Source organism: Gabonia massiliensis, from assembly GCF_001403595.1.
Classification (GTDB): domain Bacteria; phylum Bacteroidota; class Bacteroidia; order Bacteroidales; family Coprobacteraceae; genus Coprobacter; species Coprobacter secundus.
The window spans coordinates 430,613-457,319 of record NZ_LN877940.1 but is presented as its reverse complement, the minus strand read 5'-3'; the positions used below and the strand labels follow the sequence as shown (position 1 = coordinate 457,319).

The window sequence follows — 26,707 nt, the reverse complement described above, 5'->3', positions numbered from 1 at the left end:
CTTATCAGTCAAACATTTTACGGCATCGGTCTTAGAGCCTATTGTGCAAAAATCACTCAATTACCATATCCTCTGAAGACACAATCGAACAATTTTCTTATACAAGACTACAAAAGATTTCCTGCCTGCAAAATGGAGGAAAAACAGAAGAACTCAACCTCTTTTTCAATATAATAATCTTACATTAGAAATTACAGAAACTTCAATTCCAATAATCCATTCTAACTATGTAACAATAGCTTTTTCAATTCTATTACACCTTCCGTCGCACCTTTACGGATAACTCGAGTTACATTTCCGGATGGGTCTTTTACTTCATTCGGGTCAATCAAATAAACCGGTGTACCCCGATGCACATAATGCAATAACCCTGCCGCAGGATAGACATTCAAAGATGTACCAATTACCACAAAAATATCAGCAGCTTTTACCCACTCAATTGCCGGCTCTATCATCGGGACAGCTTCTCCGAACCAAACAATATAAGGGCGCAATTGGGCCCCATCATCAGCGACATCGCCTAAATGAATCTCCGGATGTTCGGGCGATAACTCATAGACTAAATTTTCATCCTTTTCCGACCTTACTTTCATCAACTCCCCATGTAAATGCAATACATTATGGCTTCCTGCTCTCTCATGAAGGTTATCAACATTCTGGGTTATAATATATACATCAAAATTTTTTTCTAAATCAACCAATCCTAAATGTCCCCCATTAGGTTGGGAAGAAATAAGGGTTTTACGTAACATATTGTAAAAATTAAGCACCAATCCAGGATTCCTAAACCACCCTTCGGGAGTAGCAACATCTTCTACACGATGTTGTTCCCACAATCCATCACTACTGCGAAAGGTAGATAATCCGCTTTCTGCACTCATTCCAGCTCCTGTCAGTACAACTATTTTTTTCATAATCGACTTTTTTTAAGTTATAAAAACTATAAACCGGCAACTTTCACATCTTCCGCACAAAACAATATTATACTGAAATGTGTTTGATTTTAAAAGTTTGTATTATTCAGTTAGCACAAATTTATATTTTTTTTTAATAGAAAATAAGAGAACTATACAATAAAAACTCTATCTTCGCCCGTAATTTACGGAAATACATAAAATGGGTAGAGAAAATACAATATCCTAATTTTAACAAAAAAATATGGACAAATTAAGTTATGCATTAGGCCTGAGTATGGGCAACAATTTTAAAAGTTCCGGCATACAATCTCTGAATATCGATGATTTTGCCAACGGGGTGAAAGCAATATATGAAAATATAAAACCCGAAATGTCATACGATGAAGCCAAACAAATTATAAATGAGTTCTTTACCCGTATGCAACAAGAGATTACAGAAAAAAATCGTGAAATAGGAGAAAAGTTTTTGGTAGAAAATAAAAAACGTGCAGGAGTAATCACTCTACCCAGCGGACTACAATATGAGGTTATAACCGAAGGTAAAGGGGCAAAGCCTAAAGCCACAGATAGGGTTAAATGCCATTATGAAGGACAGTTAATAAACGGACAAGTATTCGACAGTTCCGTCAAAAGAGGAGAACCTGCCGTATTTGGCGTAAATCAGGTAATTCCGGGATGGGTAGAAGCTCTTCAACTTATGCCTGTAGGCTCGAAATGGAAACTATACATTCCTTCTGATCTCGCTTATGGAGAAAAAGGTGCCGGTGAAGCTATAGCTCCGAATTCGACATTGATTTTTGAAGTAGAATTGCTCGATATAGTATAAACTTTATTATAACAACAAAAAATGAAAAAAACAGTTTTATTTTCAATTATGGCTGCTGGCTGTGTTGCTTTCGGGCTAACATCTTGCGATAGCAAAGCCGGTGCAAATCTAAAAACAGATGTCGATAGTGTCAGCTATGCTTATGGTGTGCTCAATGGTACCGATATGGCTGAAGGCATCAAACAATACCCTAAAAAAATCGAAGCTTCTGAGTTGATTAAAGGTATCGCACAGACATTGAACAGCGATTCTACCAAAATGTCATACGAACTGGGTATGAACATCGGTGTAAACTTGAAACAACAATTCGAACAAATGGGACAGCAAGGTATCGAAATCAATAAAGCTACTTTCCTCGCCGCCCTTAGTAAATCTATAAAAGGAGATTCTACTATCCTATCAAGAAGTCAGGCAGAACAAGTTTACCAAGCTTTTATGACCTCTTTCCAAGAAAAAAGAATGAAAGCCGAAGAAGCGAAAATCGCTGAAAGCCCTGAAGCTAAGAAAAATGCAGCTGAAGGTAAAAAATTCTTAGAAGAAAAATCGAAAGAAGCCGGTGTACAAAAAACTGCGTCAGGATTGCTCTATAAAGTAATCAAAGAAGGTAAAGGTGAAAAACCGACAGCTACCAGCAATGTAAAAATCAATTACAAAGGAACTTTAATCGACGGAAAACAATTTGATGCCAATAAAAATACTACAATGAATGTAGGCCAAGTCGTTCCTGGATTTAGAGAAGCTTTGATGTTAATGACTCCGGGGTCTACATACCAAGTATATATCCCTGCAGAATTAGGTTACGGGTTACGCCAGACCGGCTCTATCCCTGTAAACTCTACATTGATTTTTGACATAGACCTTCTCGAAGTTGAAGCTCCTTCAAAATAAAATGTAAATAACCAGTCTAAATAAAAAGAGAACCGGGATGTTACTCCGGTTCTCTTTTTGTTCGTAACAATAACATAAATACATACCACATGATGAAAAAATATATCTTAATCCTCTGTTGCCTGCTTTCCATTTCTGCTTTTGGCAAAAAGAAAGATAAAACCCTGGCAACTCCTGCCGACAGTACCGGATACGCTTACGGCTTGCTCAACGGTGCAGAAATGGCTGAAGGAATAAAAAAATTTCCTCACAAAATAGAAATGAAAGCCTTCATCAAAGGGTTTAAGGCAACTTTTACAACCGATACAACAAAACGCTCATACGAAATGGGATTAAATTTCGGTATTGGGTTAAAAGAGCAGTTAGAAAAAATGTCTAAAGAAGGGATTAACCTTGATAAACAAGCTTGCCAAGATGCCCTTATTGCAGTATTGAGCGAACAACCAACTCTCTTGGATAAAGAAAATGCCGAAAAGTTATGGACAGAAGTTATGAACACTTATCGTGAAAGGAAACAAAAAGAAATAGAAGAACAGAAAAAAGCCGAAGCCGCCAAAAACTTAGCCGAAGGAAAAGCTTTTCTTACTGAAAAAGAAAAAGAGCCCGAGGTTATCAAAACAGCATCGGGATTATTATATAAGGTCTTAAAACAGGGAGAAGGTCCACTAATCACCTCCAATTGTAAAGTGAAAGTTCATTATACCGGAAAATTAATCGACGGCACCAAATTTGACAGCTCATATGACCGAGGGAAACCCCTTGAAATAGGTGTGACTAATGTGATTAAAGGCTGGACAGAAGCCCTTCAACTCATGAATAAAGGAAGTAAATATATTCTCTATATACCGGCAGAACTAGCATATGGTGAACGAGGAGCAGGCAGAGATATAAAACCAAATTCCGTATTAGAATTCGAAATCGAAATAATAGATGTCACTTGCCCGGACAAAAAATAAAATCATATTTACAATTAAAACTATAATTATGGATAGAAATAGCAAGATAAGTTCAATATATCTTTCTCAAAAACAAACAAATTTCTGATAAAAAGTGAATTTTTGAACTATTTCATTCATAATTTGCATATTTATTCCAAAAAAAGAGTTACTTTTGCTGACATAATGATTAAATTCTTCAGTAATGGAAAAAATTGATAACCTTGATAGACAAATACTAGAAATCATTATGCGCAATGCGCGTATACCATCTAAAGATGTAGCGATAAAATGTGGCGTCTCTCGGGCTGCTATTCATCAACGAATACAACGAATGATTGATATGGGTGTAATTATAGGTTCTGGATACCACGTCAATCCCAAAACTCTTGGATATCGGACTTGCACATATATCGGGGTAAAACTTGAAAAAGGCTCTATGTATAAAGATGTGGTTCCAGAACTTGAGAAAATACCTGAAGTTGTCGAATGTCATTTTACAACAGGCCCGTATACGATGCTTTGTAAATTATATGCACGGGACAACGAACACCTTATGGAACTTCTTAACGACAAAATACAAGAAATACATGGTGTTACTGCTACGGAAACATTGATATCTTTAGAACAAAGTATGAATCGGGAGATTCCCATCAAAAAGAAAGAAGATAAATAAATATAATAAGCTTCTACTCGAATTAAACAAAATTGAGGAAATTCTATTGACTAAGGAGTATACGAAGAGTATGCTCCTTATCTTTTTGTATTTTGGCAATCAACTTCTCTATATTCGAAAACCTCTCTTCCTCCCGCAAAAACGCAATCAAAAAGACCTTCAAGACACACCCATACAAATTTCCCGAAAAATCGAAAAGATTCACTTCTATACTCCTGTCACTTCCATTACTCACCGTAGGCCGTGTTCCAATATTCAACATCCCGTTCTTCAAACTACCGTTCGGCAACTGTACCCGCACAGCATAAACACCATTTGCCGGAATGATTTTATTATTGTCCGTCAATCTGAGATTTGCCGTAGGGAACCCCAATTCTCGACCCAATTTATGCCCTTCAATCACTTCTCCCTCCAGGCAATACGAATAAGTCAATAATGAAGCTGCCTCTTCAACTTTTCCCTGAGACAGTAACGTACGCACTACGGAAGAACTCACATGTTTACCACCAGGATGGTAGGCTTGAGCGCGAATAATATCAACACCTAACTCTTTTCCATACCGTACGTAATCTGAAAAACCTTCCAACCGATTATGTCCAAAACGATGGTCATAACCGACATATAAACAAGAGATACCATAATCTTCTGCTAAAAAAGATATAAACTGCCGGGCAGACAACATGGACATATCTTGAGTAAAATCAAGTACGATACAATAATCGAGTTCTGTTTCCGAAAGATGTTGCATCCGCTCCTCAAAAGAATTAATCAAATGTGGACAGTAATTATTGTGCAATACCTGACGTGGATGGCTCCGGAAAGTAACAACCGCCGAAGACATATTCCTTTCACGAGCTGTCTGGACAATATTCCCAATAAGAGCCTGATGCCCCAAATGGACTCCATCAAAAAAACCGATACCGGCAACCAACATGCCGGGAGAAATAATATTAGGCTTCTCAATTATCTTCATCGCATCATAAATCAGGCATCAAAGATACAAGAAAATTCTTTTTCATACATAAATATAGTTTTATAAAGAAACGAACATTAGTTCATACCGATAAACTCTTCCGAAACCTGCCAACTACACTTTATCCCTAAATCGACAGAAAACTTCGAATAAAAAATTTCAATAAAATTGTTCTGATATATTATTTGTAAACCAACTATTTAGCTTATTCATCAACAAGAAATCAATATAAAATCACAATATTTATTTGGTCATTTCAGAAAAAAGCAGTAATATTGCATCGCTTTTGAGAAAACTCAAGCCGGTCCTATAGCTCAGTTGGTTAGAGCATCTGACTCATAATCAGGGGGTCCTTGGTTCAAGCCCAAGTGGGACCACATCAGAAAAAGACTTACAATAAATTGTAAGTCTTTTTCTATTAATAGAAATCCTAAATTAAAATAATGAACTTTGTTCAATACGAAAGCTCCGAACATTCCGGTCTTTTATGATATCTTCATCAGATACACTTCCAATAAGAAGTGGGGAATTTACATTATGCTTTTCTCCATTACGTCGAATCTTATCGTAACACTTCTTATTGGCATAGCAATATACACAACCATTAAGGCAGCTATCATACATGCCTATATCGAGGCTTTCGATACAATTGCAAAACAAGCGCTGATTTTTATCTTTCCTGGCAGAAATAGAATAACCTGTAATCTGTTCAATAAGACTCTGACTAATACAAGCATCTTCGGAAACTCCCAAATAACCTAAATTTATTTTAGTAGCACACGTATTCAATTTGATAGCAAACTCTGAAGCAATTTCCTGAAAAGCAGAAACTACGTCTTCAATTACTTCTTTCTCCAAAGAATGTATATTGAATTTAGCCATAGCAGGACGAATATGACTATAACAATCTATAAATTCCAGTGTACATCTATCCGTATAATCTTTCAACTCAAATGCAATTCGGGCAAAAGCATCTTTGTGAAAAGATATACTATATTCTTCATTTATAAATATAGGATCATAACGCCAAATCACTCTTTCTTTACCAATTTTGTCAGAAAGGGTCTTAAATATCTTTAAACGTTCTGTCAACGAAGGTAGTTTTCTTTCTATTTCCTGCCCATAAGGATTCAAGGTAAATTGAAAATAATACTTATAATCCCCCAACTGATCTAATTCACCAATCATAGGTGCCGGATTTTTACTCCAAAACACAATACAATCAATCCAAGCCGGCTTTAAGCTAACACGACTTACCATTCTGGGATTATATGGATTAGGAACCAATACATATCCTTCTCTTAGCCGGTTGAAAACCACCGAGAATAAAATGCCGGAATATCAGTTCTTCGACTCGCACTTATTATCATACCATAAAATATTTATTATAAAAGTAAACGAAATGTCATCCAAGCACAATTTTCTTTCCTTAAAATATAAAAATAAATCATCCAAAACTTTACAAAATAATCCATATTCCTAAAAAATCCAAATAAGAAATCGTATGTTTATTCAATTTTTTGTACGTTTGTTATATATAAGTCACATTGAATATGAAAAAAGCTATCAAACTATTCCTTTACATTATACTATGTTTCATACCGACAGTCTTGTCTGCCCAAATGCTAATCGTTTGCGCCCCGGAATTCGCAGATGAAATGAAACCTTTTATCCAATGGAAAACACAGAAGGGCATGAAGGTGGAACTGATAACGATGGATAAAATAGGCTCGACGGCAGCTGAACTTAAGAATTACGTCGCTGATTATTACAAGAAAAATAACAATCGTTACCTTCTATTAGTCGGGGATGCTGAGCAGATACCTGTACATTTTTGTTACGGAATTACCAAGCCCGACCCAAATACCGCTTACTCTGACGCAGAGTACGGTTATATATCCGGTGACGAATATCCGCCATCTGTGCTGGTAGGCCGTTTTTCCGCAAAAACAACAGAAGATGTACGTACTCAGGTAGAAAGAGTTATCTACTATGAACGAGACATAGATGAGTCTGCAACATGGCTGGGAAACAGCATAGGCATTGCCGACCCCTCCTCCAATGAAAAAGGAGATAATGACGAAACAGACATCCAGCACATCCGGACCATAAATGATATTTTGAAAGATAACAACTATACAACCTATGAAATCAGTAAAAAAAATGACCTTGTAGAACAACTTGACAAAGGATGCGGCATTGTCAATTATACAGGACACGGTTACACCGAATCTTGGGCAACAACCGGATTCTCTGTCAACGATGTCAATAAGCTGACCAATATAAACCGGTTACCTTTCATCATTGCTGCCGGCTGTCAAAACGGGCACTTCAGATTGGGGACTTGCCTATCCGAAGCATTTTTGAGAGGACAGACTCAAGAAAGAAAGCCTGTGGGAGCTATTGGAATGTTAGGTTTTACCATTCAGATATACTGGAATCCTCCTATGTTAGGACAAGACGAATTTATAAAAATACTGACATCTGACAACTCCCCAAAAATCCTTGGAGAGGTTATAAACTCTGCTTATAAGAAAGTAATCGAAGTATATAAAGGCAGCGGTTCTGATGCAGCGAAACAATGGTCTCTGTTTGGAGACCCCAGCCTACTTTTACGAAGAAGAACCCCTCAAAACATGAATATCGTTTATGATAAAACTTTGCCCGTCGGCACGTCATCCATAAATATAGATTGTGATACAGACGGCGCTACCGTAGCTTTGTCGGCAAACGATAAACTATTGGACGTACAGACTGTTACCGACGGACAGGCATCTCTTTCTTTTCCGGAAATAGAACAGGATATAACCCTATATGTCACTATAACTGCTCAAGACAAAGTTACACACCAAGGCAAAATCATCGTGGGAAAAGGGTCTGGAATAGAAAAAAACAATATCAATAACTCCGTTCTGATTTATCCCAATCCTTCTACCGGAACCATCACATTATCTGGTATCTCATCTCTTCAAGAGCCTGTATTGGCTCTGATTTATTCTCCTGACGGACAGTTGATAAAAGAAATCGAGATAAAAGAAAATGTTCCTTTTACCCTTTCTGTTGAGCCAGGTACTTATTTTCTGCAAATACCAAACAAATCATTAACCCGGAAAATTGTCGTAATTCATTAATATATCATAAATTAGAAATATAACAGTATCTAAATTTTAAACCGCTATTCTGATTATTTTTTATCCAATTCTTCAAGGTCACATGCAAATTGCTAATTTATTCATTATTAAGAAATCTTCAGGGAAACAACACAAAAAAAACTTCTGCGCCTATATTATACGAATTAATAATAATAAATAAGGAATAATTAATTGTTCATCGTTAGCCATTCATCATTAATATAAAAATAATCCGAGAATAATTATACTTCTTCCTATCAAAGCACCGAATATACCGGGTCTCCATCAATTAAGGAAAAATTAAAGCTTTTTCAACGACTGATTCATATATATAACAGATACTTCCTCCCCTCAGTACCTGATTTCCAATTAATTTTTATTTAAAAATTTGAGTGAAATTATCATACTAATTATCATATATTTAACACCTCATCTATAATTCAAAAAGTAATAAAATTGCAATTCTATTACTCAATGTAGAAGTATAATAACAGAGTTTACCCCAATACTTCCAGCCTATCTATTTACATTTAAAAAAATTTTTATCATCATCACCTTTTAAAATCATACTAATTATGAAAAACTTCCTGTTATTATTTACATTCTTAGCAACAATCACACTGCCCTTGGACGCTGAAATAAAAAAACAAGTCTTGTTTCACGATAGTTCCAGCCCCGAATTTTACGACCAAAGCTGGCTCAATATCAAAGCACCAAGCAGTATTTCTCTACCCACAGGTAAAACCGATAAATTTCCTATATCGACACAGATAAAAAAAGATGGAGACAATGCAATAGAACTAACCTGGACATCTAAACCAAATGGCGAATGGAAAGCTTTAGTCGCAGGTCTAAACTGGGATATGTTCAGAATGGAAGGAGTATCTGAACTCAGATTCTGGATGTATGCCCCCAAAGCTTTTGACATTGAATATTTACCGGACATTAATATGGAAGGCCATTATGGCGGTCAATGCGGCAAATTGAAATTGAGTAATTATATTCAGTCTATCTCCCCTGAAAAATGGATACAGATACGAATTCCAATAAATGATTTCCGCACGGTTTCGAAAGACTTCGAAGGTTTTAATAGCATTAAAGGTGTCTTTTTCCATCAATCAGCTACAGACGGAAATACTCATACTTTATATCTGGATGAATTTGAATTTATTCCCATTTTAACAACCCCAGTTTTCAACAACGATAAACTCGTAGGATTATGGACATTCGACAACTTGGATAACCCCTTTATGGCAACTAAGGGTTCAGATATTGAACCTCATGGAAACTGGAGCAAGACGGGAGGCTATACCGAAACTGACCAAGCTATCGAAATACCCCAAGGGACAAAGAATTATCTGAAAGTAAGCCATACTATTTATCCCAACGGGACAAATGATGGTCAATTCGAACGGGTAAATAGTTACGCAATGCTATATGACATTATGGTAGAAAATGCATCTCAGTGGCACTGTCTTTTCCAGACAGACACAAATAACGATGTAGACGGCACTATATTTATTAATCCCGACGGAAAAATCGGATGCGGAACAACACATTATACGAATAATAGAGTTATCCAGAATAATACATGGACCCGGATTCTCATAAATGCCAGTCTGGCTGGAGATAAAACTATTTATGAATTTTGGGTCGATGGAGAAAAAGTCCTTACAACAGCCTGCAATCTTGCACCAGACAACAATCGTTTTTCTTTAGGTAAAGAATTTTTATTTTTTGCAGACGATAACGGAGACGACGGAGATATAAATGTTGCAGAATTAGTGCTATTTAACCGCCATTTAGATGACTCAGAAATAAAAGCGATTGGAGGTATTTCCCAAGAACTACCAGATTTCAGCCAAGATAACCGAGTCGACGGTTACTGGAATTTCGATGACAAAAACGACTTGAACCAAGCACAAAAAGGAAACAATCTGACTTTAAACAGTATGCAGGGAGAAGAAGTTCTTCAAAAAGCTGTCGACGGTCCGGAAGTGGGAAACGGTGCTATGCAAATAGGTGTTGGCAGTTTTTTGATCTGTACACATAACATCAGCCCGAATGGGCCTAATTTGCCAATATCGAGAGTAAATGAATATTGTATGATGTATGATATCAAATACACAGATATCAGTAAATCCCGTTCTATTTTTCAATCAGACCCAAACAACCAGAAAGATGGAAGTCTTTTTGTCCGAAGTGACGGAGCAATAGGTTTGGCCGGAACTATCGGATATAGTGACGGAGGGTATATTGAAAAAGATATCTGGAACAGAATCGTCATAAATGTTCGTTTAGGAAAAAGTGAAAATTGTTTTTTCTCCGTATATTTAAATGGCAACCTTATTTTTGAAGGTGATAAACCGGAGATAGACAATCCGAATATGTCATTAAAAGATGTATTCCTGTTATTCGCTGATGACAACGAGGAAAACGGGTATGTCGCAATATCTCAATTCGCCTTATTTAACACATGGTTAACCGATACTGAAATTCGGGAACTCGGAGGCTTCATAAAAGAAAAGGAAACTGAAATGTTACCTTACCTCCAGGCTCCAACTCCCCATTCCATCGTGATAAACTGGCATACTATGGAAAAAGAGAATACGCCGACCGTGGTATATGGAACCTGTAAAGATAACCTAAATAACACGATTTCAGGAAACAATGAAATGGTAGGAGATCACATTTGGAATACCGTCAAATTAATCGGACTAAAACCTGACACCGAATATTTTTATCAATGCAAATCGGGACCTTACCAATCGGATATTTGTGCTTTCAGAACTCCTATGGAAGGTAAGGCCTCAAAAGTCCGTCTTATCCTTGTCAGTGATTCCCAAGACAGCGACGAAGTTACTACTCAAATGGTAAAACGCTTCACCGAAATGTTAAAAGTAAAATATGGAAAAGATTTACATAATCATATCAATTTAATTTGTCATACAGGAGATATGGTAAGTGGTGGAGGAGTAATCGACCAATATGAAAATCGCTTCTTCCGCCCATTCTCACCTCTGACCAATGCCATCCCCGTCGCAACTACTCCAGGAAATCATGAAGTAGAAAGTAAATTCTATTATGGATATGTCAAATACGATGATTTTGCAAATGGTATCTCTGGCGTAAATCCGGAAAGCTTTTATACCCTAAATATAAACGGAGTACAAATTCTTATGCTTAACAGTAATACACCGTTAAGATTGCAATCGCAACTCGACTGGCTCAGAACCCAACTCGACAACAGCAAGAACGATAACAATACCGTCTTTTCACTGGGCTTTTGTCACCATGTATTTTATAGCGAATTATGGCCCGGAGGTTCTGGTACAGGATTGACAGAAGATACATATCAGGGAACACCTTATGTAGGAAAGATTATCGATATTTTGAAAAAATACCCCAAAGTACAATCGCTAATTACAGGGCATGTTCACGGATACGAGCGGCATGTTTTACCCGGAGAAAACTGTTCCGGACGAGACTTTCTGGAGATGGTTTTAGGTGGAGCTGGAGGAAATCTCGACCGCTGGGGAAGCAGCTCCACCGGACCGGATATATATGAAGTGAAAAAATCGTTAGATCATTACCATTTTGCCTTATTAGAATTAGACCTTGAACATAATTCCTTCGAAGGAAACATATATAGTTTCGGGAATCCTGATAAACCTCTCGACTGTATCATTGAAGATACCTGGTATGGAAAATTAAATCAGGACGCGCCACAAACGCCATCGATAGAAGCCTATGCAACCGATATAGTTACAGTATCCGATTATCATGGAACTGATAGTTTAATGACTATAGAAATACAAATCGATGAAAAAAATGGAAATTTTAGCTCTCCTATTTACAGTAAAAAAATAGACGCTATAAATATTTATGGAGTCGATAACAAATTTAATCCTGTAAATATCAACGCTGGAGTCAATCTGAAAAATATAGATATATCTCCCGCCGGATTATCCAACGAGAAATCTTATCTGATACGGGTCCGCTTTCGCGATTATAACTTAAAATGGAGTAACTGGTCAGAAACTTATCAGATACCAGTACTTACCTCTACAAAAAACGATATGAATAAGAATGTGAGAGCTTTCCAAAAAGAAAAAGTTCTACATGTGCAGTTACCAGCTACATTATCAGGGCAAGTCCAAATCGCATTGCACGACATATCTTCAAAATGCATCTTTAACAAAAAAATAGAAGGCATGACATCTAACCAAGATATTCCCTTTTCCATCGAAAATTTACCTAATGGAATATATTTTTTATCTGTCTTTTTCGATAATCAGAAAGAACATTTAAAATTACTTTTGCAATAAAACTATCCATTTTCATCTATACATAAACAAGGGTATTCCGATGACAGAATATCCTTGTTTTTATTTAAGCACATATATAAAATTTTCCAAATCTTCTGATAACTTATTATTTAGATCCAACTTCACAAGCCGTATTCTAAAGTATTTTATTACAAATAGTCTCATTATCACTAAATAAATAAACAAAACTCTCTTTTTTAGTGTTTTCATTATAGAACTCGAGAGATGCAACTCATCACTATTGACATTAAACAAACTATAATGAAAAAAGAATCAAAAAAAATATGGACTATCGGACATTCCACGCATTCTTTCGAAACATTTGTTGCAATGTTAGAAAACTTCCAAATAGAAGTATTAGCAGATGTAAGGCGTTTTCCCGGCTCTGAGAAGTTTCCACAGTTCTCCAAATCCTATTTTGAAAGGTACCTGCCTGAAAATGGCGTTAAATATCAGGCAATACCTTTATTAGGAGGAAGAAGAGAGCCAAAAGCTGAATCAGGAAATAAAGTTTGGCAAAATCCATCATTCAAGGGATATGCCGACTATATGGATTCGGAGAGTTTTAGAGAAGGTATTCGTGAGCTCAGCTCTACGGCAATTTATTATAAAACTGCAATTATGTGTTCTGAAGCTGTCTGGTGGCGATGTCACAGAGGGCTTATCTCTGATTATTTAAAAGCTGAAGGCTGGATCGTAATGCATATTATGGGCATTGAACAAATTATCGAGCACCCATATACGCGGACTGCCCGCATCATCAATGGCAAACTTAGTTATTCTCATCCGGTAGACGGAGACGAATGCAATTAATCACACTTACTAAATATAAATTTATGTCAAAAATAGAAATAAGAGATATATCTATCATTTTCGGTAGTGAAAAGACAAAAGCTCGAAAAATGCTCGATGAGCATAAAAGCAAACAAGATATCTTGAAAGCTACAGGATGTACTGTTGCTGTAAAAAATGCCAATCTATCGATAAATGAAGGAGAAATTTTTGTTATTATGGGATTATCAGGCAGTGGAAAATCTACTCTCCTGCGTTGCATCAATCGACTCATAAAACCCACATCCGGCGAGGTATTTATCGATAATATAAACATTATTAGAATCCCCGATAAAGAACTTCTGGGAATTCGAAGGAAAAAGATGTCAATGGTGTTCCAACATTTCGGACTATTACCGCACAGAAGTGTCCTCAGCAATGTCGCATTCGGACTCGAATTACAAGGTATAGATAAAACAGAACGGTTAAACAAAGCAAAGCAAAGTATCGACATCGTTGGTCTCAAAGGATATGAGGAACAAAAGGTAAGTGAACTTTCAGGTGGAATGCAACAACGTGTAGGATTGGCTCGAGCACTGGCAAATAATCCGGAAATACTATTAATGGATGAAGCATTTTCGGCATTGGACCCTCTTATCCGTGAACAAATGCAAGACGAGTTATTGGAATTACAATGCAAGATGCAAAAAACAATAGTATTTATCACACATGATTTAGACGAAGCTATAAAATTAGGGGATAGAATCGCCATTATGAAAGATGGAGAAGCTATCCAAACTGGAACTCCCGAAGAAATATTGACAAATCCCGCAGATAAATATGTAGCCCGCTTCACCGAAAATGTCGACCGTGGCCGGGTAATCACAGCAGCTTCTATCATGATAAAAAGACCCGTAACTGTACGATTGCAGCGAGAAGGCCCGGAAGCCATACTTCGAAAAATGAGAGAAAAAAACCTTTTTGCACTTCCGGTGATTGGCAAAAACGACGAATTCATCGGAGAAATAAGATTAAGAGATGTTATAAAACTACGTGAAAAAGGAGAAAAAAACATCGATTCGATCATATTTACAGAAATTCCTTCTGTTTTAGAAAATACTACTGTGGAAGACATGCTTCCCTTATTGAATAAGGTAAGACAAGCCATTCCGGTAGTAAATGAAAAAGGCCAGTTAGCCGGAATGGTCTCTCCATCATCCGTAATCATTGAAATGACCGGAAAAGACAAAATCGAAATAAACGAAATTATACAAAACGCTATAGACTTATGATAATTAATATAGGAAAATACATTGAAATCGCAATAGACTGGATAACCAAAAACTTTACATCTTTTTTCGATGGAATCGACCATATTGTGGGCAACTTCATCAATGGGTTCCAATATGGACTCAATTGGATACCCTTCTATATAACCATCGCGATAATCGCTCTACTGGCTTTTTATAAAGCAGGAAAAACAATCGGCATATTCACGATATTAGGCCTGCTCCTCATCTACGCAATGGGATTTTGGGCAGCCACTATGGAAACTTTGGCTCTTGTTCTATCTTCAGCAATCATAGCTTTAATTTTAGGCCTTCCATTAGGCATCTGGTCTGCAGAAAACAAGAAAGTAGAAAAAATAATGCATCCGATTCTGGATCTTATGCAGACGATGCCAGCCTTTGTCTATTTAATTCCAGCTGTTCTCTTCTTCGGGTTGGGCAACGTCCCGGGAGCATTTGCCACTGTCATTTTCGCAATGCCACCGGTTGTACGATTAACCACTTTAGGTCTGAAACAAGTACCCAAAGACATAGTAGAAGCCGGATATTCTTTCGGGGCTACCCGAAGTCAACTTCTGTTTAAGATACAGCTACCTCTGGCCCTACCTACAATAATGACCGGAATAAACCAAACGATTATGATGTCTCTATCAATGGTTGTAATCGCAGCCATGATATCTGCCGGTGGTCTTGGAGAAGTTGTCCTGAAAGGTATTACTCAAATGAAAATCGGATTAGGATTCGAAGGCGGTATTGCTGTAGTAATTCTCGCTATTATTCTGGATAGAATCACTCAAGGATTTGTAAAACAAAAGAAATAAACCAAACACGAATATCAAATTAATCCCATATCGTTATGAACAAAATCCAAAATCTATAAATTAAACATTTTACTATTGATTCTGACCACAATTATTTGTCTGCCATCATGTTCTCCCGGAGAAAAAAAGAATAATATATCTATCGTATATCCCAATTGGGCCGAGGGTATAGCTATAAGTAACATGGCTAAAAAAATCCTCGAAAAACAAGGATACAATATCACATTAATGAATGCGGATATTGCCCCCCTCTTTGCCTCCCTGTCAAACGGGAAAGCCGATGTCTTTCTCGATGCCTGGGTTCCGGTTACTCACCAAGATTATTTGAACCAATACGGAAAGAATCTCGAAACGTTGGGTGAAATCTATGACAGTGCACGAGTAGGCTTTGTCGTACCGGACTATGTCAACATAAATTCAATTGAAGAATTGAATGCCAATAAAAATAAATTCAGTGGAGAAATCATAGGTATCGATGTCGGTGCCGGGATTATGAAATCGGCCGAAAAAGCGATTCAAGAATATGGCCTTGACTTTCATCTCAAACCATCCAGCGGGCCGGCCATGACAGCTTTATTGAAAAAAGCCATTGAAAATAAACAATGGATTATCATTACCGGATGGTCCCCTCATTGGATGTTCTCAGACTTCAGACTGAAATTTCTGAATGACCCCAAAAATACATTTGGCAAAACTGAGACAATAGAATCTATTGCAACTAAAGGATTTTCGCAAAAGCAGCCCTTTGCCGCTGAATTATTGAAAAATATAAAGCTTGATACAAAACAGCTGGCTTCTTTAATATCTAAATTCAATAAAATACAAGACGAAGGAGAAGCTGCAGAAAGTTGGATTTCAGAGAATCAGGAACTTATAAATAGTTGGCTTCCTACTTCCTCTCCCGAGATATCCGAACCCAACAAAAAAATGAACCAATCCGTAAAATAAATATCAATCAGGTTGTCTCAAAATAAAAAAATGAAGTGCCCTCCAAAAGTTTTATGTCTAACTTTTGGAGGGCACTTCAAAATGAGGCAGCCTTACTTATAATCTGTAAGTTGGATTGTAATTATCTTCTCATACCAAAAGAAAAGTATGGCTCAATCCCTGATATCATCATTTAATAATCCTTGTAAAAAGTTCAATTTAGGGGATTACTATTTTTAACGGGCAAAAGACTGCTAATCGATACATATTAACAGAAAAAACACTATCTTCGTTTGCAGAAATCTTTACCCCGTAAATGATGCTGAAACAACAATTACAACAAAAGCTACAACAGAAGTTATCGCCTCAACAAATACAGGTTATCCGATTACTCGAATTGACAGCCATAGAACTGGAAGAACGCATCAAGCAGGAGTTAGTCGACAACCCGGCTTTGGAGGAAGGCAATAATGAACCGCAAAGTGATACCGATACCTTTGGTGACGATATGCAAAATGAAGAAAGCTCTAATGAGAGTGCTGAAGAGATTTCGCTCGGAGATTACAGAAGTGAAGATGATATTCCCGATTATAAACTCGAAGCCGATAACTTTTCACAAAAAGACCGACGGGAAGAAATTCCATTTTCCGGGAATTCGTCTTTTCACGACAATCTTTTGAAACAACTCGGACTTAGAAATCTTAGTGAACAAGAGTATAAAATGGCCGAATACATTATTGGAAACATAGATGACAACGGCTATTTACAACGACCGCTTTCCGCAATTTCAGACGACCTTATATTTCAAGTAGGAATAGATGTCAGCATCGAAAAACTCGAGGAACTATTGCAACTTATACAAGATTTCGAACCCGCGGGAGTAGGAGCATCCAATTTACGGGAATGTTTGCTATTACAACTTGAAAGGAGACCAGCAACCCCGGCAAACTTACTGGCATATAAAATTATTGACGAGTCGTTTGATGAATTCAGTAAAAAACATTATGATAAAATACTGAAACAATATGGTATTGACGAATCTCAATTAAAAGACGCTATCCATGAAATAACAACACTGAATCCTAAACCGGGTAATATATGGGGCGATTCGTTCAGTGACGGGATGAGTCAGGTTGTTCCCGATTTCATTGTAGATGTCCAAGATGGCGAAATTACTCTTAGCCTGAATAATAGCCAACTTCCCGAGTTACGAATCAACCGTTCTTATACTCAAATGTTAGAAGATTACATGGGCAACAAACAAAATCAGACCCGAGAACGTAAAGATGCCCTACTTTTTGTAAAACAAAAACTTGATGCTGCCCAGTGGTTTGTTGATGCTGTCAAACAAAGGCAGCAAACTCTATTGCAGACAATGCAAGTAATTATCGATTTACAAAAAGAGTTTTTCCTTACCGGAGATGAAAGCACTCTTAAGCCAATGATACTGAAGGATGTAGCAGAACGTACCGGATTTGATATATCTACTATATCCCGAGCCAGCAATAGTAAATATGTACAAACAAATTTCGGAATTTATCCCCTGAAGTTTTTCTTTTCTGAATCCATGCAAAACGATTCAGGCGAAGAAATCTCATCCCGGGAAATAAAAAAAATACTACAAGAATGCATCGAACACGAAGATAAACGCAAGCCCTTAGCTGATGATAAGCTTTGTGAATTGCTGAAAGAAAAAGGATACGTGATTGCACGTCGTACTGTCGCCAAATATCGGGAGCAACTGGGTCTACCGGTTGCCCGGCTACGAAAAGAAATATAATAAATCAGCCATAAGAGAAGAAATATGAAAATCCTGGCAAAAATTTTTTCAGAAATTTTACATCCATTACTTATGCCGTTCTATGGCATCCTTATGATGTTTTATTACTCATACCTTTATATTCTACCCCTTCAATATAAATGGCTTGTATTAGGTGGAGTACTATTATTTACTTGCATCATCCCGGCTTTATGTATACTTTTACTTTATAAAACAGGAAAAATAAAAACGATAGGACTCAATCATAGAGAAGACCGCCCTATCCCTTATGCCATCTGTCTTATATCATACATATGTTGTGGTATCCTCCTATATCGATTACTACTACCACCTTGGGTATTAGGATTTGTAGGAGGAGGACTTTTATCGGTCATTACCGCTGCACTCATAAATATACAATGGAAAATCAGTGCCCATATGACCGGTATTGGAGGCGTTTTAGGAGCAGCATTCGCTCTTGCGTCCATGCAACATACTTTCCCGATATATCTATTTATCGGGCTTATTCTGGCAACAGGGATTCTCGGAACTTCCCGTATAGGATTGGGATGCCACACTTTCATGCAAGTAATTGCAGGTACTCTTAACGGATTTATCTGGGTATTCGGATGCATGATTTTATGTGCCGGTATTCCTGTCGTTTAAAATCGAATTATACTAATTTTAGAAATAATATATACATTATGAATCCAATTGTAAGTATCATTATGGGCAGTACTTCCGACCTGCCTATCATGGAGAAAGCAGCTCAACTTCTCAATGACTTTGAGATACCATTCGAAATGAATGCTCTGTCGGCTCATCGAACTCCTGCAGAAGTAGAAGAATTTGCTACTGGAGCGCAAAAACGTGGTATCAAAGTCATTATTGCAGCTGCAGGAATGGCAGCACACCTGCCCGGTGTCATTGCATCCATGACCACTCTCCCGGTTATCGGTGTTCCTATCAAATCGAGTCTCGAAGGCATCGATGCCCTTTACGCTATCGTGCAAATGCCCCCGGGAATTCCGGTTGCGACAGTAGGTATCAACGCCTCTTTAAATGCCGCTATACTGGCAACTCAGATTCTGGCTTTAACAGATAAAGACATTGCTGAAAAAGTAAAATCTTATAAAGCAGGGTTAGCGAAAAAAATAAAAGATGCTAATTCAGAATTGGCAAAAATAGAATACAAATTCAAAACAAATTAAACCATTCCATAATGGACTTACTCGATATGGACTATTTCAACTATCATCGTAGAAAAAGCTCGGAAGTAAAAATAGGGAAAACGCCTTTGGGAGGCAACAACCCTATCCGCATCCAATCTATGACCAACACTTCGACAATGGACACTCTGGCTTGTGTAGAACAAAGTATTCGTATTATCGAAGCGGGTGGCGATTATGTCCGGCTAACGGCTCAGGGGGTAAGGGAGGCCGAGAATCTGGCAAATATAAAAAATGACCTACATAAAAAAGGTTATTATACTCCTCTGATTGCTGATATCCATTTCAATCCGAGTGCAGCTGAAGCTGCGGCCAAGATAGTTGAAAAAGTCCGTATCAATCCAGGCAACTTTGTCGATTGTGCCCGAAAATTCAAACACTTCGAGTACACCGAGGAAGAATATGCTGCTGAAATAGATAAAATACGAGCAAGGTTGGTTCCCTTTCTCCAAATATGCCGCAAACACAAGACTGCAATCCGCATAGGAGTAAACCACGGGTCGCTATCAGACAGAATTATGAGCCGGTATGGCGACACTCCGGAAGGTATGGTTGAGTCTTGCCTCGAATTTTTACGTATCTGTAAAGATGAGTCTTTTTCCGATATCGTTATTTCAATCAAAGCATCTAATACCGTCATTATGGTACGTACAGTACGCCTATTGGTTGCTGCCATGGAAAAAGAAAACATGCACTATCCTTTACATCTCGGCGTTACAGAAGCCGGGGATGGAGAGGATGGACGAATAAAATCGGCTGTAGGCATTGGTGCTCTTCTTGCCGACGGCATCGGAGATACAATCCGGGTATCCCTTAGCGAAGCTCCTGAGCAAGAAATTCCAGTTGCTAAAAAGTTGGTCGACTACATTTACAAACGTAATCACCATCCTATAATCCATGCCCAAAAAGCTCTCGAAATTGACTATTTCAACCCCCAAAAAAGAAATACCTGGTCATCCGGTAATATCGGAGGGACACAAGTTCCTGTTGTTATTGCTGATTACAATGAAAACGGAACTCCTCTATCCCAATATCCTTTCAAAGCAGATTTCTATTATACCGGGAAAAATGATTATAAAAATTTTCCGGCAGCATTGAACAGAATTATCGATTTTTCGCATTATAAACCAGCCCAAAATCAATACCCTCTGTTTTCGACCCATGAAATCGACAAAATAAAAGACTGTAATGCATCGATAAAATTTTTATCGATACAACTCTCCGATTATAATGGAACAATACAGCATATATTAAATGAAGATAAAAACATAGTCCTCATCTTAAACTCTTCCCATAACAATCCCGTCGGAGAGCAAAGAGCATTGTTCCACCAGCTGATAAACGATAAGATAAACGCTCCTGTTATATTGCGCAATGAGTACAACGAATCTTCAGAAGAAGATTTGCAGCTAAAGGCCGGAGCTGATTTCGGCGCTTTACTTTTGGACTATTTTGGTGAAGGTATTTGGCTCAAGAATAACGGAGAAATAGATACTTCAAATCTAGTCCAATATATGTTCGGCATTTTACAGGCAACGCGGCAAAGGATAAGTAAAACAGAGTACATCTCATGTCCGGGATGCGGCCGTACATTATTTGATTTACAACAGACTATCTCACGCGTCAAAGCTGCGACATCACACTTAAAAGGATTGAAAATAGGTATCATGGGGTGTATTGTGAATGGCCCAGGAGAAATGGCCGACGCAGACTACGGATATGTGGGTGCAGCTCGCGGGAAAATAAGCCTGTATAAAGGAAAAACTTGCATCGAAAAAAATATCCCCGAAGAAAATGCGGTAGATAAACTCATCGAATTGATAAAAGAAAATGGAGATTGGAAAGATAAATAATAAATCAAACAATCTCACTCTGTTTCCATTTCATGAGTATCTCAAAACTAAAGAAACCTTTGTTGTTTTGATTCACAAAACAACAAAGAAAAACGGTTGTACAACAACCGTTTCATGCATATATGTATCTCTCTTCAAATAATGGCATACAAGACAGTACAAAGAATCACACAATAATCAAAAAGATATCTTTCCGAAAGATTCCATAGGGGTATCAATTTCAATCCGTATTCTCTCGCTGACCCGACAAACGTTAAACAAGTTCTAAAATTATATTCTTTACAATAATTGTTCTCTTAAATAGGGAGGGAACTCCGGCATTGCCCCATTTTGCGTGCAAACATAGGCCGAGACCTCAACGGCATGCTTATGCACTTCGGATACATCTTTACCTTTCAATATACCTGTAATAAAAGTTGCAGTAAAAGAATCTCCTGCTCCTACAGTATCAGCGACATCGACTTTGGGAGTTTCTACAAACGAAATATTTCCCGGAGTAAATACATAACTACCATTTACCCCACAAGTCAATATCAACATTTTCAAATTATATTTAGCCAGAAGAATCCAGCATTTATCTTGAAAATCAATATCAGGGTAGCCAAACATACGGCTAACTGTAATCAATTCTTCATCATTAATCTTCAATACATTACACCTTTGCATTGAATTACAAAGAGTATCTTTTGTATAGAAGCCTTGTCTTAAATTTATATCGAATATTTTATACTGGCCTTCTCCGTCCGGCATTACATCCAAAAAGTAATTGATTGTTTCTCTGGATACAATACTACGCTGAGCTAACGAGCCAAAACATACAGCCCGGGTTTTCTTCGCTAACTCTTCCAATGCCGGTGTATATGGAATATTATCCCAGGCCACACCTTCTTTTATTTCATAACAAGGAATTCCTGTCTCATCCAGTTCTACTTGTACCGTACCGGTAGGATAAGGGACTTTTTCTATTAAATAATTCAATTTTTTCTTATCAAAGTTATCCAATATTTCATAACCCAATTTATCATCTCCTACTGCACTTACAACACAGCTATCCAATCCAAATTGTGATATATGATAAGCAAAATTGGCAGGAGCTCCGCCTATTTTCTTTCCTTCGGGCAGGACATCCCAAAGGACCTCACCCATTCCAACAATAATATTATTCATCTATTATCTCTCTATTTTTTGTTACTTCTTTTGTTGTCATAGAAACCGTTCTCCTCCACCGAAATATCCTTGGTAATTGATAACTAAAAAGAATATACTATCTCCTAAACACCCCCCAATTATCAATTCTGAAATTTCATTCTTTTCATTTAATATCAAACAAAGCTTACGAGAACATGTTAGAGTTACCAAATCCTATCTCTACAATACAAATATACACATTTGTTTCGGTAGAAACCATACATAATCCAACCATTACCAAGAATATAATAAACAAACAGTTTTTCAAGATAATGTTTTCATCGATATCAAATATTTTCAGACTAAAAACCGATATATCCAGATAGCGACATAACACATCTATACATAAAAGTAACAAAATCTATAATTATATGCAAAAAAGAGGCAATCAGAAAACTGATAGCCTCCTCAACTATTATTATAAATAAATCTATTTCGTTCGTCTTACCGAGCGCACTGGTGCCGACTTAGAAGTTGACCGGGAAGAAGAACGGGATACTTTAGACGATTTGGAGGATGATTTAGATTTAGACACTGTACCTCTTGAAGAACGAGCAGACCGTGAAACCGTTGTTTTCTGCTCCTTCTTAGAATTATTATCTTCTTCCTTTACATCTGAACTATCTTTATCTTTGGCCTTAGATTTCACATCAGTATTCTCTTGTTCAGGCATCTTCACCCAAAGATTATTCTCAAAGTTTTTCAATTGATTTTCTATTTTGGTTTGAGCAGCCACCCGAGCAGTATCAGACGGATACATCTGCATAAGAGACATATTTCTTAAATTCGTCGTCTTATATATTTCCCCCTCGAACAAACGTAATTGGAAATAATCATCAAATGTATAATGTTGTACATTATTTTCATTATTCGTCAGAATATATTGTTGAGACAAATAAGGTTTGATATCATTATAACGTACCCAAAACATCGGATATTTTACAGCTTCACCCCCAAAATCTCCAGCTCGGTGCAATACCGGACAAAGGGCTTCTACTATCGGATAAAATTTTGAATTTCGCTGATCAAATACCCATTTCTCCCTCATATAATACGACAGGACCTCATTGGTCGGTATATCACTGTCTTCTATACCAAATGTCACCGTTTTGGAAGTACGCCCCTGCTTTTCCTCATAAGGGATATGATATCGGTCAAGTACATCCTTCACTTTTAATTGATAAGCCTCGGTAAATATTTCCCGGCCATCAAGATATTCATAAACCGGAACTTTTCCATCTGCCATCAAACGGACAATCAGCCGGAACATATTCTCTTGATTTTCCATCGATTCTTCAGGATAATACAAAGGCATATTTTTCTCCTTTGTAAGATCCACAGACCGATATATAACACGCATCCAAGGGATATCGGCTTCAGTTATCCCCGCTTTATCATATAATGATTGGGCCCGCACCGAAAGCTCATTTTTTTCCTCTTTTGGAGAAACGGTGCGCACCGTAGACCGATTTTGAGCATGCAGAGCCGGCATAGTACACGCAAAGGCGACTGCAGCTGCCACAATTTTTACAGTGACTTTCATACGCTCTATCTGTTTTTTACTTTTCATTTTCAGTTTACAATTACTTCTATCGGGGACAAATCTCGCTGTATTCCATCTGGACCAACAGCTTTTACACGAGATATATAGAATCGTTTCCCCCGTGACAATCGCCGGAAAGCTGTCCTTTGACGTTCAGAAAATGATGCTCCATCCGAAATCTCAGGCATAGCATTTCCCATTGAATCAAAAAATACTGTCTCAAATTGTAGCACTCGATAAGTTACATTCAACAAATCATCATCAATCGCTGCCTGTATGCCCGGTGCAGACAATAACAAACTCTTTGGGAAAGGTTTTCCCCCTTTATAGCGACGCTCGTACCCCTTATCATCCTTATATGTAATAAAGGGCATAGGATCGGGCAGCTGACGTACTCGGAACTGGGTTGTATTTACAACTTGCGAATGTCCTTCAAGTACAGCCGTAACCGTAATCGTCACATCTTGGCCGACACGCGCCGGACGAGCGACCCAATGGTCTCCCGAACGCGTCAATGAACCATTGGACATGGTTGCCGATACCGAATGCATCGGGACTCCGGGGACGGATATACTTATCGGATTATCGATACCCGCATATAATACATTCATCATGGTTGCCGATACCGTAGCAGTGGGTTCCACAACTGTATAAGATGAAGAAAAATCATGTCGTGTCAGTGTACCATCTCCATGTGGGACCTCCAAATAGCCAGAGAAGTCAAAAACACCTGTCTTGCCGCAAATAAACTCATATTTTCCCTTCCGTTCTTCCGGCAACTTAGTATCACCTATATATATCACAGGTGCTTGTGTCGTATCTATAGCAGCCAAAACAATATCTGCCGAGTATTTACCTCCACGAATAATAGTTTTGGAATTAGGTATAACGAACGCATTCAGACGATTCACCCTCACATCTCCTACATCGACATTTTTCAACAATGTGTGCAAAACCTCTCCTTCCGCATAGCGTATATCACTTTGGATTTTCGATAAAATGGTAACAGCGGCTGCCACAGGCATATTTTCGAACATAGCCTCTTCCCAGTTTTTGTGATTCTTTACCCCTGATACGGGTGTTCTGGGTGTTAAATAATCACTAATTACTTTCCGTTGTAATGTATCTGGTATCATTCCCGAAACAACCCGACTATATTCGGTCAAAGATTGCCTGAGCTTTTTACCTTCTCCCCTCGCAGGAGCCAACATAATACGAGAAGCGGCTTCCAAATCATCCTGATGCTTAATATCAAAAACATTTCCATCATCACCGTCAGCTTGGCGTACGATGCGTAATTTCAAATCAGCAATATAATCATAAAGTTCCTGTGTCCGTTTTTTCACTTCAGACGCTTTATCATACCACTCTTTGGTCTTTTCAGGATTTTTTTGATTAAATGATGATAATTCATTATATAACGCCTGGTTCTGTACCGTCGAGTTACCAGTAGAACGTACCAAACCCTCTTCGACCTGCTTAAACCCATTAAGCACATCAGAAGACACGTTCAACGCCAGCATGGCAGTTAAGACGATATACATCAGGTTTATCATCTTTTGCCGCGGAGAAAGGTTTGAATTAGGTGAAGCCATATTTTTTATACTTTATAATCCCAATCGGATTTTACTGCTGTTCCGTTTCTTTCTGTATTTCTTGTTTTTGAACTACAGGTTGTCCCTGCGGTTGCTGCGGCATAGGCCGCGTATACATATTTACAGTCATTGCTGTCAACATCTTTTCGTAAACCGAATTGAGTTGTTGCATATACTGAGTCATTTTTTCGGTCTCTTCACAATATCTTGAACTGTCGGCCATAGAATTTTCATACATATCACGAATACTCTTCAACCCGGCATTGACCCTGTCAATGCTGTCGAGTTGAGAACTGATACTCTTCAACTGGATTTCATAGATTGTATTCAATCCATTTAAGTTCCGGTTCAAATTTTCCATTTGAGTTACATAACCTTGAGAATGATTTGTAATACCCTCGGAATTATCGGTTATGCTCCTGTACGAATCGAGCAGGACATTAGAGACTTCAGTCAAAGAACGAGTAGCTTCGCCTAAATTAGTCATCTGTTCCGAAATTTCAGATAATTGACTCAGATATTGCTGAGTAGCATCCGTCAATTCAGCCATACGGGATAACTGGTCAGCGGCAGCAGACAGTTTCTGTATACTTTCGGTCAGACTTTTCGAATCCTCTTCTTCTAATTGGATACCTGGTATACCAGCAGCATGCTGGGCCATCTCAGGAGTAATATTTACAGCCCCCGATATTCCCCCGGCAACTCCACCTTTCGAGCCTCCACCATTCACAATAACCGTACCATTACCTCCGGCAAAGGACGGACGATCGTCCGGATTCTTACTGTCAAGTACAGGAAAAACTTCTTCCCAATTATATTCTTTGGCCGGATGGTCAAAAGCCGATAAGATAAACATCAGAACTTCAGTACCCATACCGATACATAACATAGCGTTGCCACCAGGTAAGTGCAATATTTTAAATAATGCTCCTAAAATTACGACAGCCGCACCTAAACTATACGCAAAATTAAAAAATCGTTTACCAGAATCTCCTGAAAGAAATTTCTCCAAACTGTTTTTATATCTCTTATATTTTCCCATAATTGGTAAAAATTAA

The 26,707-nt window shown here is 37.8% G+C and carries 20 protein-coding genes, 1 tRNA gene and 1 pseudogene; 15 read left to right on the top strand and 7 right to left on the bottom strand.

Features of this window, described 5'->3' with window-relative positions; genetic code table 11:
* Positions 1 to 221: 221 nt before the first annotated feature.
* Positions 222 to 914: an SIR2 family NAD-dependent protein deacylase gene (locus BN2628_RS11865; RefSeq protein WP_021930855.1), complete on the bottom strand. Its 693-nt coding sequence runs from the start codon at positions 912 to 914 to the stop codon at positions 222 to 224.
* Between the two features lie 244 nt (positions 915 to 1,158).
* On the opposite strand from BN2628_RS11865, the gene BN2628_RS11860 reads away from it, so the two are divergent.
* The 4 genes from BN2628_RS11860 (at position 1,159) to BN2628_RS11845 (ending at position 4,242) form a co-directional block, all read left to right on the top strand.
* Positions 1,159 to 1,743, top strand: coding sequence for a BamJ family beta-barrel-assembly machinery protein (locus tag BN2628_RS11860; RefSeq protein ID WP_055097385.1), 585 nt, complete (start codon positions 1,159 to 1,161; stop codon positions 1,741 to 1,743).
* A 21-nt stretch (positions 1,744 to 1,764) separates the two neighbouring features.
* On the top strand, positions 1,765 to 2,631 hold the full coding sequence (locus BN2628_RS11855) for a BamJ family beta-barrel-assembly machinery protein (protein ID WP_055097382.1): 867 nt from the start codon (positions 1,765 to 1,767) through the stop codon (positions 2,629 to 2,631).
* Between the two features lie 89 nt (positions 2,632 to 2,720).
* Positions 2,721 to 3,587: a BamJ family beta-barrel-assembly machinery protein gene (locus BN2628_RS11850; protein ID WP_021930858.1), complete on the top strand. Its 867-nt coding sequence runs from the start codon at positions 2,721 to 2,723 to the stop codon at positions 3,585 to 3,587.
* 184 nt (positions 3,588 to 3,771) lie between these two features.
* Positions 3,772 to 4,242 (top strand): Lrp/AsnC family transcriptional regulator, encoded by a 471-nt coding sequence (locus tag BN2628_RS11845; protein WP_021930859.1) that lies wholly within the window; start codon positions 3,772 to 3,774, stop codon positions 4,240 to 4,242.
* A gap of 43 nt (positions 4,243 to 4,285) precedes the next feature.
* Here the strand turns inward: BN2628_RS11845 and ribF are convergent, their stop codons facing one another.
* The gene (gene ribF, locus BN2628_RS11840; protein ID WP_021930860.1) at positions 4,286 to 5,215 is read right to left on the bottom strand and encodes a riboflavin biosynthesis protein RibF; all 930 of its coding nucleotides are present in this window, start codon (positions 5,213 to 5,215) and stop codon (positions 4,286 to 4,288) included.
* A gap of 303 nt (positions 5,216 to 5,518) precedes the next feature.
* Between ribF and BN2628_RS11835 the strand changes: the two genes are divergently transcribed.
* Positions 5,519 to 5,592: transfer RNA gene (locus tag BN2628_RS11835), tRNA-Ile, on the top strand.
* Positions 5,593 to 5,650: 58 nt separating this feature from the next.
* On the opposite strand, the pseudogene BN2628_RS11830 reads toward BN2628_RS11835, so the two are convergent.
* Positions 5,651 to 6,585: pseudogene (locus BN2628_RS11830) on the bottom strand (DUF1848 domain-containing protein).
* 183 nt (positions 6,586 to 6,768) lie between these two features.
* Here BN2628_RS11830 and BN2628_RS11825 point away from each other — a divergent pair.
* From BN2628_RS11825 to BN2628_RS11780, 10 genes are all read left to right on the top strand, one after another.
* Positions 6,769 to 8,346: a C25 family cysteine peptidase gene (locus BN2628_RS11825; RefSeq protein ID WP_055097379.1), complete on the top strand. Its 1,578-nt coding sequence runs from the start codon at positions 6,769 to 6,771 to the stop codon at positions 8,344 to 8,346.
* Between the two features lie 575 nt (positions 8,347 to 8,921).
* On the top strand, positions 8,922 to 12,674 hold the full coding sequence (locus tag BN2628_RS11820) for a fibronectin type III domain-containing protein (RefSeq protein WP_055097374.1): 3,753 nt from the start codon (positions 8,922 to 8,924) through the stop codon (positions 12,672 to 12,674).
* Between the two features lie 261 nt (positions 12,675 to 12,935).
* Positions 12,936 to 13,487, top strand: a complete 552-nt coding sequence (locus BN2628_RS11815) for a DUF488 domain-containing protein (RefSeq protein WP_044227133.1) — start codon at positions 12,936 to 12,938, stop codon at positions 13,485 to 13,487.
* Between the two features lie 23 nt (positions 13,488 to 13,510).
* The gene (locus BN2628_RS11810) at positions 13,511 to 14,737 is read left to right on the top strand and encodes a quaternary amine ABC transporter ATP-binding protein (RefSeq protein WP_055100304.1); all 1,227 of its coding nucleotides are present in this window, start codon (positions 13,511 to 13,513) and stop codon (positions 14,735 to 14,737) included.
* Positions 14,737 to 15,555, top strand: a complete 819-nt coding sequence (locus tag BN2628_RS11805; RefSeq protein WP_044227128.1) for an ABC transporter permease — start codon at positions 14,737 to 14,739, stop codon at positions 15,553 to 15,555. The genes BN2628_RS11810 and BN2628_RS11805 overlap by 1 nt, the downstream gene beginning before the upstream one ends.
* Before the next feature lie 66 nt (positions 15,556 to 15,621).
* Complete coding sequence (locus tag BN2628_RS11800; protein ID WP_411267752.1) at positions 15,622 to 16,503, top strand: glycine betaine ABC transporter substrate-binding protein; 882 nt, start codon at positions 15,622 to 15,624, stop codon at positions 16,501 to 16,503.
* Between the two features lie 298 nt (positions 16,504 to 16,801).
* Positions 16,802 to 18,262 (top strand): RNA polymerase factor sigma-54, encoded by a 1,461-nt coding sequence (rpoN, locus tag BN2628_RS11795; RefSeq protein ID WP_044227125.1) that lies wholly within the window; start codon positions 16,802 to 16,804, stop codon positions 18,260 to 18,262.
* Between the two features lie 24 nt (positions 18,263 to 18,286).
* Positions 18,287 to 18,907 carry a hypothetical protein gene (locus BN2628_RS11790; RefSeq protein WP_044226904.1) on the top strand — a complete coding sequence of 207 codons (621 nt, stop codon included), beginning with the start codon at positions 18,287 to 18,289 and terminating at the stop codon, positions 18,905 to 18,907.
* A gap of 38 nt (positions 18,908 to 18,945) precedes the next feature.
* A complete protein-coding gene (gene purE, locus BN2628_RS11785) occupies positions 18,946 to 19,452 on the top strand; it encodes a 5-(carboxyamino)imidazole ribonucleotide mutase (RefSeq protein WP_044226901.1) in 507 nt (168 codons plus the stop codon).
* A gap of 26 nt (positions 19,453 to 19,478) precedes the next feature.
* The gene (locus BN2628_RS11780; protein WP_044227122.1) at positions 19,479 to 21,323 is read left to right on the top strand and encodes a 4-hydroxy-3-methylbut-2-en-1-yl diphosphate synthase; all 1,845 of its coding nucleotides are present in this window, start codon (positions 19,479 to 19,481) and stop codon (positions 21,321 to 21,323) included.
* A 279-nt stretch (positions 21,324 to 21,602) separates the two neighbouring features.
* On the opposite strand, the gene BN2628_RS11775 is transcribed toward BN2628_RS11780, so the two are convergent.
* The 4 genes from BN2628_RS11775 to gldL form a co-directional block, all read right to left on the bottom strand.
* Positions 21,603 to 22,490: a carbohydrate kinase family protein gene (locus BN2628_RS11775; protein ID WP_044226898.1), complete on the bottom strand. Its 888-nt coding sequence runs from the start codon at positions 22,488 to 22,490 to the stop codon at positions 21,603 to 21,605.
* Positions 22,491 to 22,941: 451 nt separating this feature from the next.
* Positions 22,942 to 24,081 carry a type IX secretion system ring subunit PorN/GldN gene (gene gldN / locus BN2628_RS11770; RefSeq protein WP_257606475.1) on the bottom strand — a complete coding sequence of 380 codons (1,140 nt, stop codon included), beginning with the start codon at positions 24,079 to 24,081 and terminating at the stop codon, positions 22,942 to 22,944.
* 2 nt (positions 24,082 to 24,083) lie between these two features.
* A complete protein-coding gene (gene gldM, locus BN2628_RS11765) occupies positions 24,084 to 25,649 on the bottom strand; it encodes a type IX secretion system motor protein PorM/GldM (protein ID WP_055097368.1) in 1,566 nt (521 codons plus the stop codon).
* 31 nt (positions 25,650 to 25,680) lie between these two features.
* The gene (gene gldL, locus BN2628_RS11760; RefSeq protein WP_021930874.1) at positions 25,681 to 26,691 is read right to left on the bottom strand and encodes a type IX secretion system motor protein PorL/GldL; all 1,011 of its coding nucleotides are present in this window, start codon (positions 26,689 to 26,691) and stop codon (positions 25,681 to 25,683) included.
* Positions 26,692 to 26,707 lie beyond the last annotated feature (16 nt).